Genomic DNA, 17,195 nt, shown 5'->3' with positions numbered 1-17,195 from the left:
TATTTATTACATACTAATATTCTTAAGATTTCAACCAATCTTTAGCCTCTTCCAAGCTGTTAAAATATTGAAAATTTAATTTTCCCTTTTGCTTATCCAAAATATTTTTGGCTGCAAATTTTCTAAATACATCTTTTGAAACAACCACTGCAATTTTATCTACCTCTTGAGCAGCTTTAGGAATCAGTGACTCAGAAACCCATTTTTGATCTTCTAATGATAGAATACCTGCGTCAATATTATTTTGCAGCCAGTTTTTAATTTGGGGCTTTTTACATAAATCGTAATTTGCTAACATTGCTGCACGATATTCCTCACTTTTCAAACTTCCATGAAAAGTAATCATGGCTGCTTGAACATCAAGTTCTTCTTCTATGGTTGCTTTTTCTGATTGAGAGACTAAAATTGACATATTCCTATAATTTTTTATACAATGCAAAAGTAGCTGACTCTTTTTCCAGAGTTTTAGTTAGCTGATAACTAAAGTTACAGAAGTAGTCCTTTTTACTATTTTCAATAAAACTAGCCTGTTGATCAACTAAGCTTAAAAGCAATTACACTTTACTAGCCAAGGATAAGCTATATCATTTCTTTAAATCATATAAATTCAAATTTTTATTCTGAATGTTTCCCTGAAATGCTATGTAATAAAATATTGTATTGATTAATTTTAATTTTAAAAAAAGAGTTAATGAAAGAATACAGCGCACAACAGCTGGCCTTACGTAATGGTCAAGATCGTGATGAAATCTGGGTAGCTTACAAGGGGATTATTTATGACGCCACTAATTCGAAACTTTGGAAAAATGGAACACACTATGAACATTGGTCAGGCCAAGACCTAACCGATGAGCTAAAAGATGCTCCGCATACTGAAAAGGTATTTTCTAGGCTTAAGGCTATAGGAAAACTAGTTGAATGAGTCAGCAGGACTATCAGGTTCACGCAACTCCTTTTCCATTTCAATTTCTGGTTTTGCACTTTCCTCTCCTTCTCTACTAAAAGAAATCAAAATAAAAGGTATAAGAAAGAATGTCAGTATTATATAAACGAAACCAGCAATCCTGAATTTCATTGCTAATCGACCAAAAGATTTAGCCATTCTCACCGGAATACTCCTAATGAAAGGAAAGGGCAAGAAGATTAATACTCCGATTAAATTAAAAAACAGATGGACCAATGCAATACTCACAGCTGCTTCTGATTTAAAAAGTGCTGCAATCAGTGCAGTTATAGTAGTACCGATATTGGCCCCCAAAATAAAAGTAAAACTCTGCTTCAAACTGATCTTTCTTGTCGCCACAAATGGTACGATTACAGAAGTTGTAACGGAGCTGCTCTGCACACCTGCTGTAAATATAATTCCCCAGAAAAAAGAACGGTATGGACTTCCGAAAAAATACCTCTGAAGAAACTCTCTAGAACCACCTGTTATTGATTTATATAGGGTCTTAGATAAAAATTTTACTGCTATGGCTAACATTACAAAAGATGCAATAGCCAAAATAACAGGATAAGGGATTAAATCGCCAATAAAGAGAACAATGGGCTTAGTGAAGAGAAAGTATCTAAACTCGGTATTCTGCGCCACATAATCTGCTCCCAATATAAAATTAGAGGCTTCCGAAGAAAGATTAGTTAATACGCCATAATTATATTCTAGGGGAAACAATATAGCTACAACAAGAATATTAAAAAAATCATGAACTACACCTGCTCCAATCGCTTTTCTAAATTCATCACGATTTGTAATAAAGCTTAGAGAAACTAAGGTACTGGTCAAGGTGGTTCCAATATTTGCTCCCATTATCATTGGAATCGCATCAGAAAATTCAAGTGAGCCCGATGCTACAATCGCCACAATCATGGAAGTACTGGTACTGCTGCTCTGAATTATAGCTGTTATCAGTAAACCAATAAAAAGACTTATAAAAGGATTAGCTGTAAGGTTTATGATGGAATTAGCGATATCCTTGTTCAGTAACCTAAATGAATACCCTATAAAATCTATTGCTAAAAGAAACAAAAAGATAGTGGATGCAATCAATATAAACCTCTTGAAGGTTGATTGCCATTTGGGATCATTATGTAGCACTGGATTATTGATGACTTAGTATTTCTTTAGAGTAAAGTAAAATGCAAAATTAACTGCAATTTTATTAGTAATAGCGTTTACAAAGTAAAGCAATTGTTAAGAATTAAATATGACAGCAGTTAACTTAAACTTAACATTGTTTCTAGTTATTAGACCAAAAAAATAAGTGTTCTGACTACAGTTAACATACGGGTAATATTGTTAACAATTTTTTAACTCATTCTTTCACTAAGAATACTTAGCTTTGTCCCTGAAACATAATTTTGTCAAACGACAATATTGAATCAATTTTTTTATGGCTAAAAAACCATTCCTTAAGTACAACAGAAATACAGTTTCTGAAGTTACTTACAAAACCTTTGAGATAGCTAAAAAGGAAAAAGCTTTCATCACCATGATTGCTATTTTCACTTTCATCTGTGGAATTATAAGTCCATATCCTCAAATAGCGATGTGGGTTGGTTTTGGATTAGCTGCTTATTCAGCTATTGCCAATGACAGTATTCAAACTATCGGAACATTTATAGCTTCCAACAGCAAAAAACCCTGGTGGATTCTATGGTTATTCATGGGCTTGATTTTCCTAGCTACAGTTGGGTACAGTTGGGTGGTTTTTGATGGCGATGTGACAAGCCAACGACTACTTACTAAAGGTTTTGATAAGGCTCCAACTTCCTTTAGTTTCTTACAATTAGCAGCACCCATCCTACTTTTGATTTTGACCCGGTTTAGGATGCCGGTTTCTACAACCTTTTTGCTATTAAGTGCCTTTTCAACTCAAGCATCCTCTATTGGTGCAATGCTAGGGAAAAGTTTGACAGGCTATCTTTTAGCTTTTGTAACTGCTATTTTTGTTTGGTTCATTGTTTCAAAGTTTGTTTCAAAGTACTTCAAAAGTAAAAAACCTGCGAAATTTTGGACCCCTGTTCAGTGGATTATTAGTGGGGCTTTATGGTCAGTATGGGTTTCTCAAGATGCTGCAAACATTGCAGTATTTCTTCCGAGAAGTTTAGATATTTATCAATTCATTGCTTTTGCCGGTTTTATATTTATCGGAATGGGGCTTTTGTTTTTCCTTAAAGGAGATAAAATTCAAAGTATTGTCAATGAAAAAGCAGGGGTTACTGATGTCAGAGCGGCTACAATAGTCGATTTTGTATATGCTATCCTGCTCTATTACTTCAAAGTCATCAGTACCGTCCCAATTAGTACAACTTGGGTATTTATCGGATTATTAGGTGGTAGAGAAGTAGCGATTGCCATCAGCAAAAAGCGTTATAAAAAGAGAATTAAAAATATTAGAAGAGCAAGTAAAATTGTAGGAAGAGATTTTCTTTATGCTACCATCGGCTTAGTTTTATCCGTTCTTCTTGCCATTGGTGTAAACAAAAAATTCCAAGATCAGATTGTAAATGAATTTATGAATTTGTTTTAAAAGCATTACTAAAAGAATAATAAATAAGAAAGCCCGCATTCAAATTTTGAATGCGGGCTTTCTTATTTTAATTAATCTCTATTCTAGCTAGCTTCCCAACTCTTTAATAGCCAACCAAGCCATTAACCCCATTCCGGTTTCTAAAGCGACAGGATCAATATCGAAAGTCGGGGTATGTACAGATGAATTAATCCCTTTGGCTTCATTTCGAACGCCTAAGCGATAAAAACAAGCATCAGTAGCTTGAGAGAAATAAGCAAAATCTTCGGCAGCCATCCACAAATCCAGATCCTCCACATTCTCTTCGCCTAGGAATTCTATGGCATTGGCTTTTGCTCTGTCAGTTAGCTCCGGTTCATTCACTAGGAAAGGATATCCTTTTCGGATTTCTAATTCGCACTTGGCTCCCATGCTTTCGGCCATTCCTTCTGCCATTTTCCTTAACTTCTGATGTGCAACAGCCCTCCACTCCTCGTCCATGGTACGAAAAGTTCCCTCTAGGTATACTTCGTTTGGAATAACATTCGTGGCGCCCTCTGCGATAATCTTACCAAAAGACAAAACGGTTGGGATTTTAGGACTTGAATAACGACTTACAAGCTGCTGAAGGGCTACCAAAATATTTGCCGTGATAATTACCGGGTCCACGTTGTATTCAGGCATAGCACCATGCCCTCCTTTTCCGATAATTTTCATATAGAGTTCATCTGTGCTGGCCATATACATGCCGCTTCGGAATCCTACTTTACCGGCATCGATTAAAGGCATAACATGCTGTCCAATGATATTATCAACATCGGGCTTTTTCAAGACCCCTTCTTTGATCATTTTGGAAGCTCCACCAGGGACTCTTTCTTCACCAGGCTGGAAAATCACTTTAATGGTTCCTTCGAAATTTTCTTTCAATTGGTTCAGGATTTTCACTGCGCCAAGCATAGAGGAAGTATGTACATCATGCCCACAAGCATGCATTACTCCAACATTCTGGCTTTTATAAGGAACATCATTCTGTTCCGTAATAGGAAGGGCATCGATATCTGCCCGAAGCGCAGTTACTTTTTTATCTGGATTTTTACCTTTGATTAAAACCACTGTACCCGTTTCAGCCACTCCTGTTTGGTGCTTAATCCCCCAGTCCGTTAAGGTTTTACTGATGAATTTAGCAGTTTCAAACTCTTCAAAAGATAATTCAGGATTACGATGCAAATGCTCTCGAATGTTCTTTATCTCTTCAAATTGCGACTTTGCAAGTGATTGAATCTCTGATTTTAAATCCATAATATTTCTTTATCTATTATAAGAGAAGTAAGTGCCTACCGAGTTCCATTTTTCAAAAATATTGAGGTATCCGAAATCTTGTATCTCGCTGATAAGTATCAAAGCTGCGAGATTTCAAGCGTTTCTAATTAATATAGATTTTTTGAGGCACGGAAATAGCACTTGGAAACTTAGGCTTTAATTTTAATAAGGTCCTTTGAACCTCTAATCTTTCAGTAAACCTACCTACTCTTACTTTATAAATCGGCTGTTTATATTCAACATCAGTTCTGATCTCGGGCAGTACTACTCTAGCAGTATCTCTTGCTGCATAAGCATCAGAGCTGCTGCTACCGCTATAAACCTGAATAGAATAACCATTTATATAGCGAATCTCTTTATTGCTTTCAGCTAATGTATCTAGCTTTCTATTTAAAAGCGTTGTTACATCTGCCTCAGCTCTAAAATCTTTGCTAGTCTTTCTGAAACCACTCTTCTGATTCTCCATTTCAAAGGCAGTATCGACTTTAGGGCGATACTCACTAAGATCTTCACTGTAAGTTTTACTGGCCGTGGAAGTTTGCTGCGTGCTCACACAGCCGATTATAAAAAACCCAAATAATAAAAACGCTATGCTGTTTCCAAATTTATTCATCTAACAAAACACATTTATTGCTTTTAACATCTTCTTCGACAGTCTTAAACTTCACATCTTTCTTGACGCTTCCATCCTGATATTGAACAGATACTCTATCATTTCTACCCACTATCTTTTCAGATTTAACAGGCATCTGTTTTTCAACCGGTGGCCTATTTTTATTTTGACCTCCGCTTAGTACAGAACCAGATTCCTCCTTGCTTTCTTTATAATTTTGCTGTTGCTTTCTTTGAGCTGCTGCTTGTACCTGAGAACTATCCTGAACTGGTAAATCCAGCTTCATCATGAAGGAACTAGTGTCTTCATTTAATTTACCAATAAATCTCTTGAATAATTCAAACCCTTCAAATTTATAAATCAATAAGGGATCTTTCTGCTCATAAACAGCATTTTGAACTGATTGCTTCAAGTCATCCATTTCTCTCAAATGCTCTTTCCAATTTTCATCGATAATAGCGAGTGTTGATATTTTCTCCATGGAAAGGATCAGTTCTTGGCCCTCGGTGTTAAGATTTTTCTCCAGATCTGTCACCACACCAATTTGCTTTTTACCGTCCGTGAAAGGCACCATCACTTCTTTTACTGTAGCTCCCTTAGTTTTAGAAATATCTTTCAAAATAGGGAATGCTTTCTCTCTTATCTTGTCATTTTTGGCTTTATAGGCAGAATAGACATGATTATATAATTTTTCTGTGAGCTCATTAGGTTTTGAAACTTCATAATCCTCTTTGTTAATTTCGAAATCAATACCGAAAGTGCTCAATATGCTTAACCTAAAGTCATCGAAAGCATCCGCTGCCTTGGAATTGTTCACGATATCTTCACAGGTATCGAATAACATATTCATGATATCCAACTGCAATCGCTCACCATAAAGCGCATTTTTTCTTCTTTTATAAATCACCTCCCTTTGAGAGTTCATTACATCATCATACTCCAACAATCGCTTACGAGTGCCAAAGTTATTTTCCTCTACTTTCTTCTGTGCTCTTTCAATAGATTTAGAAATCATGGAGTGTTGAATAACTTCCCCCTCTTCTAATCCCATTCTATCCATCAATTTAGCAATCCTATCAGAACCAAACATCCTCATTAGGTTATCCTCTAAGGACACGAAGAATTGTGATGAACCAGGATCTCCTTGACGACCGGCACGACCTCTTAATTGTCTGTCAACCCTTCGTGATTCATGTCTTTCAGTACCAATAATAGCTAAACCTCCTGCTTCTTTAGACTCTTTAGCCAATTTAATATCCGTACCACGACCCGCCATGTTAGTGGCGATAGTCACTGTTCCCGGTTTACCAGCTTCAGCTACTACATCCGCTTCTCTGGCGTGCTGCTTTGCGTTCAAGACTTGATGCTTGATTTTACGCATATTTAACATTCGACTCAAAATTTCTGAAATTTCAACGGAAGTAGTACCCACTAGCACAGGCCTTCCTTCTTTACTCATTTCTTCAATTTCAGCCGCAACCGCATTAAATTTTTCACGAACCGTTTTGTAAACCTTATCTTGACGGTCATCTCTTACGATCGGCTTGTTAGTAGGAATTACCACAACATCCAATTCGTAAATATCCCAGAATTCACCAGCTTCTGTTTCGGCAGTACCCGTCATACCGGCCAATTTATGGTACATTCTGAAATAGTTCTGCAAGGTGATAGTCGCATAAGTTTGCGTGGCATCTTCCACCTTCACGTTTTCCTTAGCTTCAATCGCTTGGTGGAGACCATCTGAATATCTCCTTCCTTCCATCACACGACCCGTCTGCTCATCAACAATTTTTACCTTACCATCTACTAGAATGTATTCAGTATCTTTTTCAAAAAGTGTATACGCTTTCAATAATTGATTGACAGAGTGAATACGCTCCGCTTTCACAGCATAATCTCTAATTAATTCATCCTTTTTCTCCAAGATTTCTTCATCGGCTAAAGACTCATCTTTTTCCAATTCAGAAATTTCTACACCTATATCCGGTAAAATAAAGAAACCTGCATCTTCATCATCTCTGGTGATTAAGTCAATTCCTTTTTCCGTAAGGTCAATATTATTATTTTTCTCTTCAATGGTGAACAATAAAGGCTCATCAGCCTCTGGCATTAATTTAGAATTATCTGCTAAGTAGATATTCTCCGTTTTTTGCAAAATCTGCCGCATTCCCTGCTCACTCAAGAATTTAATGAGAGGCTTGTGTTTTGGTAGGCCTCGGAAAGCTCTAAATAATGCTAATCCACCTTCATCCTCTTTTCCTTCTTTAATGAGTTTTTTAGCTTCTAGTAGGAAGTCAGCGGTTAATTTTCTTTGCTCTTGCACTAATTTTTCAATTCTAGGCTTTAAAGAATCAAATTCATGTACATCCCCCTTCGGCACAGGACCAGAAATAATCAACGGAGTTCTAGCTTCATCAATTAAAACAGAATCCACCTCATCAATCATAGCGAAATGATGCTTCCCTTGCACCAATTCCTTCGTTTCGCGCGTCATATTGTCACGCAAATAATCAAAGCCAAACTCATTATTGGTTCCGTACACGATATCAGACTGATAAGCTTTTCTTCTTTCTTCTGAATTTGGTTTGAAATTATCAATACAATCAACAGAAATTCCATGGAATTGGAAAATTGGTGCCATCCACTCAGCATCACGTTTTGCCAAGTAATCATTTACTGTTACAATATGAACCCCTCTCCTAGCTAGGGCATTTAAGAAAGCCGGTAAAGTAGCCACCAAGGTTTTACCCTCACCGGTTGCCATCTCTGCAATTTTTCCTTTATGAAGCACAATACCACCGATCAACTGCACATCATAGTGCATCATATTCCATGTCACTTCATTTCCTGCAGCTTTCCATGAATTATTCCAAACGGCTTTATCTCCTTTTAAATTCACGTGTTCCGCCTTACCAGACATTTCTTTATCGAACATAGAAGCCGTCACTTCTAATTGCTCATTTTCTAGAAATCTCCGGGCAGTATCTTTTACAATTGCAAAAGTTTCAGGAAGTACTTCTAAAAGTATCTCTTCCAGCTTTTCATTTCTTTTCTCCTCTAATGCATCAATTTCATTAAAGACTTCTTCTTTAGCATGCAAATCCATATCCGGATTTTCGTCCACTTTAGTGTGAAGCGCAGCAATTTCATCATCAATATCTTTCAAATACTGATTGATTCTTTCTAAAACATCACCAGTTTTAGCTCTTAATTCATCATGTGATAAATCCTTTAATTTGGCAAATTCACCATTGATTTGCTCTACTAGAGGAAGTACCTCTTTTATATCTCTGTCAGATTTCGTTCCGAAAACTTTTGTTAATCCTTTGGCTATAAAGTCAAGCATACTTATTTGCTGTAATAATTTAAAATATGTGCTAATTTACACGGTTTTTTATGATTTATTTAATTTTTAAAGTTCGATTTCACCTTTAAAAACATTCTTTGCTGGTCCTGTTAACCAGACCCTTTTTGCACTACTCTTTTCCAACTCAAATTCAACACTTAATTGACCTCCTAAAGTTTCTATTTGCACCGGTGAAGCTCCTCCGTGTAATACATGGGCTATTGCACATGCCGTGACTCCTGTTCCACACGATAAAGTCTCATCTTCAACGCCACGTTCATAAGTCCTCACTGAAATCTTATTTTCAGATTGCTTCTCTACAAAATTAACATTGATTCCATCCACTGCAAATTCCTCACTATAACGAATGGATGCACCTTCTTCTTTTACATTTTTGTCTTTTATGTTACTGGCAAAAATAACATAATGAGGCGAACCTGTATTAATCGTAAAATGCTCCGGAAAAGTATTGATTTTTCCTTGAGCCACATCCTGCATGCTTAATCTTACAATATCTCCATCTATAGAAGCTTCATGCACTCCATCAGTAGATAAAAATGTAGTCTGATTACCAATGATGCCTAAAAATTGAGCGAATTTAACGGCACAACGACTACCATTCCCACACATGCTTTGTGAGCCGTCAGGATTAAAGAATATCATTTCAAAATCATATTCCTCATGGTCTTCAATTAAAATCAACCCATCAGAACCTACCCCAAATTTACGATCGCAAAGCTTTTGAGCGATGGATTTATCGTTTCTATATAATTTTTGGGAGCGATTATCTACCACAACAAAATCATTTCCAGTCCCTTGGTATTTATAAAATTCAATACTTGCCATATGCTCCATTAAGCGAAAATAACACCAAAGAATTTCTTATGCCAGAATGGCACTTTGAATTTATAAGAGATTAGCCTACCATCAAATGAGCCTTAGGATATTTGTAGCTTTTACTTGACTTCCTACTACTTAGAGCTAAGGCAAAAGTAAGGGTTCCTACACGACCGATAAACATAGAGAGAATAATTACAGTTCGACCTGCAAAGGAAAGGTCAGCTGTAATCCCTGTGCTTAACCCTACAGTTCCGAAAGCTGATACTTCTTCGAAGATCAATTGCATTAATGTAAAATCACTGTCTGTGATGGTAAGAATAAAAATACCGATCAGGTTTAGAGAAGCTGCAAAGAAAAAAATCGACAAGGCTTTGAACAATAATTCTTTTGGTATAAACTTTCGGTCAATTTCAATTTTCAATCTTCCTCTCAGCGTTGCAAAAACTGAAACTATTAACAAATAAAATGTTGAGGTCTTAATACCACCCCCTACAGACCCAGATGAAGCTCCAATAAACATCAAAAAAGCGATTACAATTAACGTTGGAGTACGCAAGGCTCCTATATCGACCGTATTAAAGCCGGCTGTACGGGCAGTGGCTGATTGAAAGAAACTGGTGATCAAAGATTCTATAAAATTCTGTTCACTTAAGGTATTCCCCCTTTCCAAAAGATAAAAAACCACAGTTCCTGAAACTAAAAGCACCAAAGATGTATAAACGGCTATTTTTGTGCTCAAATTCCAGTCCTTCCAAGGATTTTGGAATCGATCTTTTAAATTTTTTCTTGAGAATAAATCCTTTATGGAAGAAAAACCTAGTCCTCCCAAGATCAGAGTTAATGCAATTATGATATGTAAAATATATCCGTTTGCTACACCATCCTCGAAAAGTCCATTAGTAAACAAGCTGAATCCAGCATTACAAAATGCACTGACTGCATGAAAAGCCGAAAAGAATATTTTCTGACCCATGGAATTAAATACTACATTCTCACCCCAGCTAAAAAATATTAGAAGGAATGATATAATCTCTATGACTAAAGTGATCCCGATAATTTTCCTCAATAATCCTTTGGCAGAAAATAAAGATTCACTTACCAGAAAATCTTGCAGCATTAATTGTTGCTTAATACCTACTCCGCTTTTCAAAAAAGTGGCAAAAAAAGAGGTAAATGAAATGATCCCCAAACCGCCCAATTGGAATAATATCATGATAACAAACTGGCCTTTCATGGTAAAATATGTAGCAGTATCAACCACTATAAGCCCCGTAACGCAGCTCGCACTTACAGACGTAAAAAGTGCATCCATGAAAGGCATTGACCCTTCTTTTACACTCATTGCTGGCAGCATCAAAATTCCAGTTCCAAATGCTATCAAAAGTAAAAAACTATAAATAAAAGTTCTGGCAGGTTTTGTTTTCAATTTAGACAAGACCGTGCTAGCTTTTATAAATTCATAGACTATTAATATTAAGAAATAGAACGTAATAAAAGTGAGATAAGCATCTTGGTAGTTTTTGAAACCTAGCGTTTCCGCTAAATATTTTATTAACTGATTGTCAAAGTAGTAATTACTGACAGTATTCAGAATAATTATAAAAACTAAAAAGGCCTCCAGTTTATTAGATTTTAGAAACTCAGTCCTACGGAACTCATAGAGTAAACGAATTAAGAATGAGAAGAAATAGATAATCAAGACCACATCAAGCCCTAAAAACACTTGCTCCAACTCATTCGATTCTGTTTCAAAACCAAAAACAAAAAACAACAAAACTGCCGCAGTTAACCAGATAAAAGCCTTTAATGAAACCAGTGTATTTAGAACTGCGCTTCTACTATTGTAAATGGCATTATTTAACCATTCTGTTACAGCATTTTTGAGTTTTGAAAATTTCATTCTGTTAGAAACGCGTGGCTTTAGATTTACTTGCCTTTATTTATAATTGTAAATTATGCTTTATTGCTTCTACTTCCAACTTTTTGGCATCAATTGGGACCACCCCCAATTCTTCACAGACGATGCCACCACCCAAATTTGATAAAGTTGCTACAAAATCAGTTTTTAAATTCAAAGCCATACAAAGCGCTGCAATGCTGATGACCGTATCTCCTGCACCTGACACATCCGAAATACTTCTTTTATATGCGGGGATTAAGAAGTCTTCATTTTCCGATTGTATGTAAACTCCTTTTTCAGATAAGGTGGTCATCACCATTTTGGAAGATAATCGCTCCCTTAACAATTGGGTTTGTGTCTTTAGAATTGCCTGATCAGAATGATCAAAATTAACATTCATCCCTTCCTTCAATTCTTTTAAATTGGGCTTAAATAAATCAACACCCTCATATTCAAAGAAATTATTCTTTTTAGGATCCACAACTATAGGTTTCTTTGCCAGTTTAGCTGCTTTAACGGTATGCTTTATTATAGTAGAAGTAATAGTGCCCTTATCATAATCCTCAAAAATAATGACATCCACTTCTGGGATCAATTCAGATATTTTCTCTTGCAAAAGACTCTCTTCTACCTTGTTTAAGGGATCCAGACTTTCGGAGTCAACCCTTAGCAAATGCTGCGAACCAGAAAGTACTCTTTCTTTAATAGTCGTAATTCTATCTTTACTTCTAATGATCCCTTTAGAGGTGATTTTTCTTTTGTCCAGTAAACTTTCAAAAATATCAGCTTCCTCATCATCCCCTAAAACGGCACATAAAATCGGTTCAGCACCTAATGACAGTAAATTAAGAGCAACATTGGCTGCCCCGCCCATCCTCTTTTCTCGATGTTTTACATTTACAACAGGAACTGGTGCTTCCGGGGAAATTCTGGAAACTGTGCCCCAGATATAGGCATCAATCATTACATCACCGATGACTAATACTTTTAGTTTTTGAAATGCTTTAAAAAGATCAGGAATACCCTTAATGACCATTTGTATAAATTCTATATAAAATTATTTCACTTTCGCTTAATCTATATTGATAAAGAAACCCGTCAGGCTTATGCTATTTAATATTCCGATATTGAAAGCTTTCACCATTTAAGCTTGACAGATTTTGATAAAATAAGCTTAATTATTTTAGTTCTGCCAATACTTTTTTCAACCGAGCCATCGCTTCCGTCAGTTCATCATCAGAAGCTGCATAGGAAATTCGTATACAATTTGGCGCTCCAAAAGCAGATCCTGTTACTACTGATACATTGGCTTTCTTTAAAATGTAGATCGCCAATTCATCTGCATTGTTCACTTTAGTTTCACCATCAGATTTCCCGAAGAAACTGCTAATGTCAGGGAAGATATAAAAGGCACCTGTTGGCACATTGGTCACCACTCCAGGCATTTCTTTTAGTAATTCCAGCATCATGTCCCTGCGCTTATGATATGTTTTAGTCATATCCATCGTAGGTTTTAAATCTTCCGTAATAGCTGCCAATGCTGCTCTTTGTGCGATAGATGAATTACCGGATGTAATTTGCCCTTGAATTTTTGTGGCTGCCTTTGCTATCGGTAAAGGAGCAGATATATATCCAACTCTCCAGCCGGTCATGGCAAAGCCTTTTGAAAAACCATTTATAGTGATGGTTCTCTCCGCCATGCCCGGCAAGGAAGCCATGCTTACATGCCCTTCAGTTCCAAAATTAATATGCTCATATATCTCATCAGACATGACAACTATATTATCATACTGCCTTATCACCATAGCTAACTTCTCTAATTCTTCTTTGGAGAAAACGCTTCCTGTTGGGTTGCAAGGGGACGAATACAAAACGGCCTTTGTATTGTCAGTTATGGCATCTTTCAATTGTCCTGCCGTAGGCTTAAAATCATTTTCAAGAGTTCCAGTTACATAAACAGGGGTTGCTCCTGCTAATTTTACTAATTCTGCATAGCTCACCCAAAATGGGGCAAAAACTATTACTTCATCACCAGGATTAAACAAAGACAGCATCAAATTAGCTATAGATTGCTTGGCGCCATTGGAAACCACAATTTGATCTGGTGAACTAGGAATACCGTTTTCTTTTTCCAATTTATTGGCAATCGCCTCACGTAAATCCTGATAACCAGAAACTGGTGGGTAAGCAAAATACTTTTCGCTATCAATTGCCTTCTTAGCCGCTTCTTGAATATGCTTTGGAGTTTTAAAGTCCGGTTCCCCCAAACTTAAACTAATAATATCAATCCCCTGAGATTTCAATTCCCGCGCTTTAGCTGCCATAGCTAAAGTTGCGGATTCGGACATATTTTTGATGCGTTCGCTTACCGGATAATTCATTTGCATTTATTTTTTAATTTTTCTTCTATTGGCACAAAAAAGCCATTCCCAATACAGCGCTAAAATTAAGTAATTAGCCAATGATGTGCTAATAAAAAAATAGACAATAGATAAAAGATTTAAGATATTAGCCTGTTGGACATTAAAAAACCCGCATGCTTTTCAAAAAACCTGCGGGTTTGAATTCTAATTCAAATAAAATTAAGAAGCGTCTCCTTCTTTCAGAGTTACAGTCCTTTCAACAGGGTTGAATGGACTAGGCACTAATTCTCCCTTTGCATCAAGCAATTCGAGTTTAATAGTCATTTCACCCATTTCATGTCCTTCGATGAAAAAAGGTTGCCATTTATCAAGCATAAATTCCTGCCCGTTGATGGTCGCACGTACTGAATTACCATCCAAAGCCAGATCGGTGTTCAACAGATAAAAATCTAATAATACTTTTTTTGCATCTTCACCGGTATACGTTCCTTTTGGACGGCTGTAAAACATATGAGGATCCGACAAATCAGCTATTTCCTCCTCTTTTGGCTCTCTTCCTACCGTAAACTGACGTATGTTCGCAGCCCCATAGCTTTTTACACTCTCATGATACGAGCGTGACAAAAACGATAGTGCAACATAGTGTCCTTCCTCTAAATCTTTAGTGAATTCGGCTTCATAATGTGCAGTATAGGGCTGATTATTTAAAATCAAGTGAATATGCTGACCTTTAGCAGAATTTGCGCAATTCTTTACATCTGCATCTATGGTCTGAGTAGCTAATGTATAGTTTTTAACATTGTAAGAAAACTTTACTGAGTTCTCCTCTAATTTCGTTTCGTTTTCCATCGGACTCAACATCTCCAACATAGAATCATCAAACTGGGGCGATTCAACAGGTGTCAACTTAATGGAAGAACTCATTTCATTAGACTCCACTGTTGTTGAATTACTCTCTTCAGTTTCGGCTTTTTCTTCTCTATTTCCGGTGCTACAAGCAAAAATTGTAGCCATCGCAAATAAAATACTAAATCTTATAGTGGCTTTTTTCATGGTTTTATGTTTTTTGATTTAATTTACTCTACTAAAGTGTACTAAGGTAGTGTGAATATGTTACACAATCAACTCAATTAACCCCGATACTGTTATGAGTAAAAAATTATATGAAGAAATTCCCTCTCTAAATTTAGAGGATTTCACCAGCGGAAATGAAGAAACCAAAGCGCAATTTGTTAAGAACCTAGGAGAAGCTTACAACAGTATTGGCTTTGTTGCCATAAAAGGCCATTATTTGAGTGATGACTTAAGCCAAAAGCTATACAAAGCAGTGGAAGACTTTTTTAACTTAACCACTGAACAGAAAAAAGGGTACGAAAAGGAAGAGCTGGCAGGACAAAGAGGCTACACCAGCAAAGGCAAGGAACAGGCAAAAGGCCATAAGGTCCCTGATTTAAAAGAATTTTATCAAGTTGGGCAATTCGTTCCCGAAGATCATGAATTGAAGAAAGAGTATCCCGACAATTTATGGCCTTCAGAGGTGCCCGAATTGGCCGAATTAGCTACAGAGGCTTACCAAAAACTGGAGAAAACCGGTTTTGAAATGTTGAAAGCCATAGCACTTTACTTAGGCCTAGATGAAAGTTACTTTGATTCGGAAGTAACTTATGGAAACAGTATTTTACGCGCCATCCATTATCCACCCATTGAAAATCCAGAAGATTTACCGGCAGATGCTGTGCGTGCAGCCCAACATGGCGATATTAATTTGATCACCTTGCTAATGGGAGCGAGTGCTGATGGTTTGCAAGTTTTAAGAAGAGATGGTGAATGGATTCCGATTACAGCATTGCCTAATCAATTGGTGGTCAATGTAGGCGACATGTTGGCCAGATTGACCAATGATAAATTAAAATCTACTATTCATAGAGTAGTTAATCCTCCTAAAGATCAGATGAAAAAGTCTCGCTATAGCATCCCGTTTTTCATGCATCCTAAATCGAGCATGGATTTGACCTGCTTGGATAGCTGTGTGGATACCGATAATCCTAAAAAATATGATGATATGACAGCAGGAGAATTTTTACAAGAAAGGTTAGCTGAAATAGGATTGCTGAAGAAATAATTAGTGGTTCGAAATATCCGATATCTCATATATTTGAAGGATATTTTTATCCTGTCTCTCACCACCTTTGGAGGTGCTACTGCCCATTTTGCCTTCTTTTTAGATCATTTGGTTTACAAAAGAGGTTATTTGACTGAAAAAGAATTGATAGAAATGAATGCCCTGTGTCAAATGTTGCCGGGGCCTTCTTCAACTCAAATTCTAACAGGACTTGCGACCAAAATAGGAGGCGCTCCCTTTGCGTTTCTAACGCTTTTCGTGTGGGTACTGCCAGGAGTAGCATTAATGACGGGCTTTGGAATTTTAATGTCAAACATAGATGAGAATGAACTATCTACTCACTTTCTGACTTTTGTACAACCCATCGCGGTGGGCTTCGTGGCTGCAGCAGCTTATCGAATAGTCAAAAAAGTGATTCACACTAAGACTAGTGTTGTTTTACTAATTATATCAGCAGCAATATCAGTCTGGATAAACTCCCCTTACTTATTTCCTGCATTAATTTTGGCTGGTGGGTTTATTACTGCCTTTAAATACAAAGATCAGCCTATTGAAGCGAAGGAGAAAATCAAAATCAGATGGACCGCCTTAATCATCTGGATAAGCGTCTTAGTTTTAATTGCCCTGATCGGTTTATTTACGCAATCTTTACCTATTCGTTTATTAGAAAACTTCTATAGGAACGGAAGCTTAATATTTGGGGGAGGTCAGGTACTTATTCCATTTCTCTATACTGAGTTTGTCGATTTTAAAGATTACCTCTCTTCCTCAGAATTCTTGAGTGGTTTTGCTATAGCGCAGGCTATTCCCGGCCCTACTTTTTCTTTTGCCAGTTATATTGGGGCACTTTCCATGCGGGAATATGGTGTTTGGGGTGAAATATTAGGTGGTTTTTTGGCGGCAGTTGGAATATTTGTCCCAGGTACCTTAATGATGATTTTCTTAATCCGTTTCTGGGATCAACTCAAGAAATTCAGAATTATCAAAGCCTCCTTGGAAGGAATTACAGCGGTCAGTTCTGGAATGGTGGTAGCTGCTATATTCTTACTATTTGAACCGGTACAGAATACCATGCTCAATTTTAGTTTGATTATTGGTACTGTCGCCATTTTGCTTTTTACGAAGATTCCAGCTCCTTATGTGGTTTTGATTGGGTTGGTTGCTGGGTTTTTGTTGGGGTGA

General features: G+C 36.8%; 14 protein-coding genes. 4 read left to right on the top strand and 10 right to left on the bottom strand.

The genetic code is table 11. From position 1 onward, the window contains the following. Nucleotides 1–22 precede the first annotated feature (22 nt). Nucleotides 23–412, bottom strand: a complete 390-nt coding sequence (locus B9Y84_RS07335) for an STAS/SEC14 domain-containing protein (protein ID WP_085516429.1) — start codon at nucleotides 410–412, stop codon at nucleotides 23–25. Between the two features lie 279 nt (nucleotides 413–691). Between B9Y84_RS07335 and B9Y84_RS07330 the strand changes: the two genes are divergently transcribed. Beyond that, the gene (locus B9Y84_RS07330; RefSeq protein WP_085516428.1) at nucleotides 692–922 is read left to right on the top strand and encodes a cytochrome b5 domain-containing protein; all 231 of its coding nucleotides are present in this window, start codon (nucleotides 692–694) and stop codon (nucleotides 920–922) included. Here B9Y84_RS07330 and B9Y84_RS07325 read toward each other — a convergent pair. Continuing rightward, entirely contained in the window at nucleotides 911–2,047 is a 1,137-nt protein-coding gene (locus B9Y84_RS07325; protein ID WP_245830836.1) for a Na/Pi symporter, read from the bottom strand. The genes B9Y84_RS07330 and B9Y84_RS07325 overlap by 12 nt on opposite strands. A gap of 343 nt (nucleotides 2,048–2,390) precedes the next feature. Between B9Y84_RS07325 and B9Y84_RS07320 the strand changes: the two genes are divergently transcribed. Further along, the gene (locus B9Y84_RS07320) at nucleotides 2,391–3,530 is read left to right on the top strand and encodes a hypothetical protein (protein ID WP_085516426.1); all 1,140 of its coding nucleotides are present in this window, start codon (nucleotides 2,391–2,393) and stop codon (nucleotides 3,528–3,530) included. 87 nt (nucleotides 3,531–3,617) lie between these two features. Here B9Y84_RS07320 and B9Y84_RS07315 read toward each other — a convergent pair whose 3' ends face one another. The 8 genes from B9Y84_RS07315 to B9Y84_RS07280 form a co-directional block, all read right to left on the bottom strand. Beyond that, nucleotides 3,618–4,808, bottom strand: coding sequence for a M20 metallopeptidase family protein (locus tag B9Y84_RS07315; RefSeq protein ID WP_085516425.1), 1,191 nt, complete (start codon nucleotides 4,806–4,808; stop codon nucleotides 3,618–3,620). Between the two features lie 124 nt (nucleotides 4,809–4,932). Beyond that, nucleotides 4,933–5,442, bottom strand: coding sequence for an SPOR domain-containing protein (locus tag B9Y84_RS07310; RefSeq protein WP_085516424.1), 510 nt, complete (start codon nucleotides 5,440–5,442; stop codon nucleotides 4,933–4,935). Next, nucleotides 5,435–8,788 (bottom strand): preprotein translocase subunit SecA, encoded by a 3,354-nt coding sequence (secA, locus tag B9Y84_RS07305; RefSeq protein WP_085516423.1) that lies wholly within the window; start codon nucleotides 8,786–8,788, stop codon nucleotides 5,435–5,437. The genes B9Y84_RS07310 and secA overlap by 8 nt, the downstream gene beginning before the upstream one ends. A gap of 66 nt (nucleotides 8,789–8,854) precedes the next feature. Next, nucleotides 8,855–9,634 carry a diaminopimelate epimerase gene (gene dapF, locus B9Y84_RS07300; protein ID WP_085516504.1) on the bottom strand — a complete coding sequence of 260 codons (780 nt, stop codon included), beginning with the start codon at nucleotides 9,632–9,634 and terminating at the stop codon, nucleotides 8,855–8,857. A gap of 70 nt (nucleotides 9,635–9,704) precedes the next feature. Beyond that, a complete protein-coding gene (locus B9Y84_RS07295; protein ID WP_085516422.1) occupies nucleotides 9,705–11,528 on the bottom strand; it encodes a TrkH family potassium uptake protein in 1,824 nt (607 codons plus the stop codon). 40 nt (nucleotides 11,529–11,568) lie between these two features. Then, nucleotides 11,569–12,564: a bifunctional heptose 7-phosphate kinase/heptose 1-phosphate adenyltransferase gene (locus B9Y84_RS07290; RefSeq protein ID WP_085516421.1), complete on the bottom strand. Its 996-nt coding sequence runs from the start codon at nucleotides 12,562–12,564 to the stop codon at nucleotides 11,569–11,571. A gap of 142 nt (nucleotides 12,565–12,706) precedes the next feature. After that, nucleotides 12,707–13,909 carry a pyridoxal phosphate-dependent aminotransferase gene (locus B9Y84_RS07285; protein WP_085516503.1) on the bottom strand — a complete coding sequence of 401 codons (1,203 nt, stop codon included), beginning with the start codon at nucleotides 13,907–13,909 and terminating at the stop codon, nucleotides 12,707–12,709. A 201-nt stretch (nucleotides 13,910–14,110) separates the two neighbouring features. Further along, complete coding sequence (locus tag B9Y84_RS07280; RefSeq protein ID WP_085516420.1) at nucleotides 14,111–14,944, bottom strand: phosphopeptide-binding protein; 834 nt, start codon at nucleotides 14,942–14,944, stop codon at nucleotides 14,111–14,113. A 94-nt stretch (nucleotides 14,945–15,038) separates the two neighbouring features. On the opposite strand from B9Y84_RS07280, the gene B9Y84_RS07275 reads away from it, so the two are divergent. Further along, a complete protein-coding gene (locus tag B9Y84_RS07275) occupies nucleotides 15,039–16,013 on the top strand; it encodes an isopenicillin N synthase family dioxygenase (protein WP_085516419.1) in 975 nt (324 codons plus the stop codon). A 33-nt stretch (nucleotides 16,014–16,046) separates the two neighbouring features. Continuing rightward, nucleotides 16,047–17,195 (top strand): chromate efflux transporter, encoded by a 1,149-nt coding sequence (gene chrA / locus B9Y84_RS07270; RefSeq protein ID WP_245830835.1) that lies wholly within the window; start codon nucleotides 16,047–16,049, stop codon nucleotides 17,193–17,195.

It is taken from the genome of Marivirga sericea, assembly GCF_900177665.1.
Taxonomy (GTDB): domain Bacteria; phylum Bacteroidota; class Bacteroidia; order Cytophagales; family Cyclobacteriaceae; genus Marivirga; species Marivirga sericea.
The sequence above is the reverse complement of the archived record's forward strand: the minus strand, read 5'-3'. Positions and strand labels throughout refer to the sequence as shown.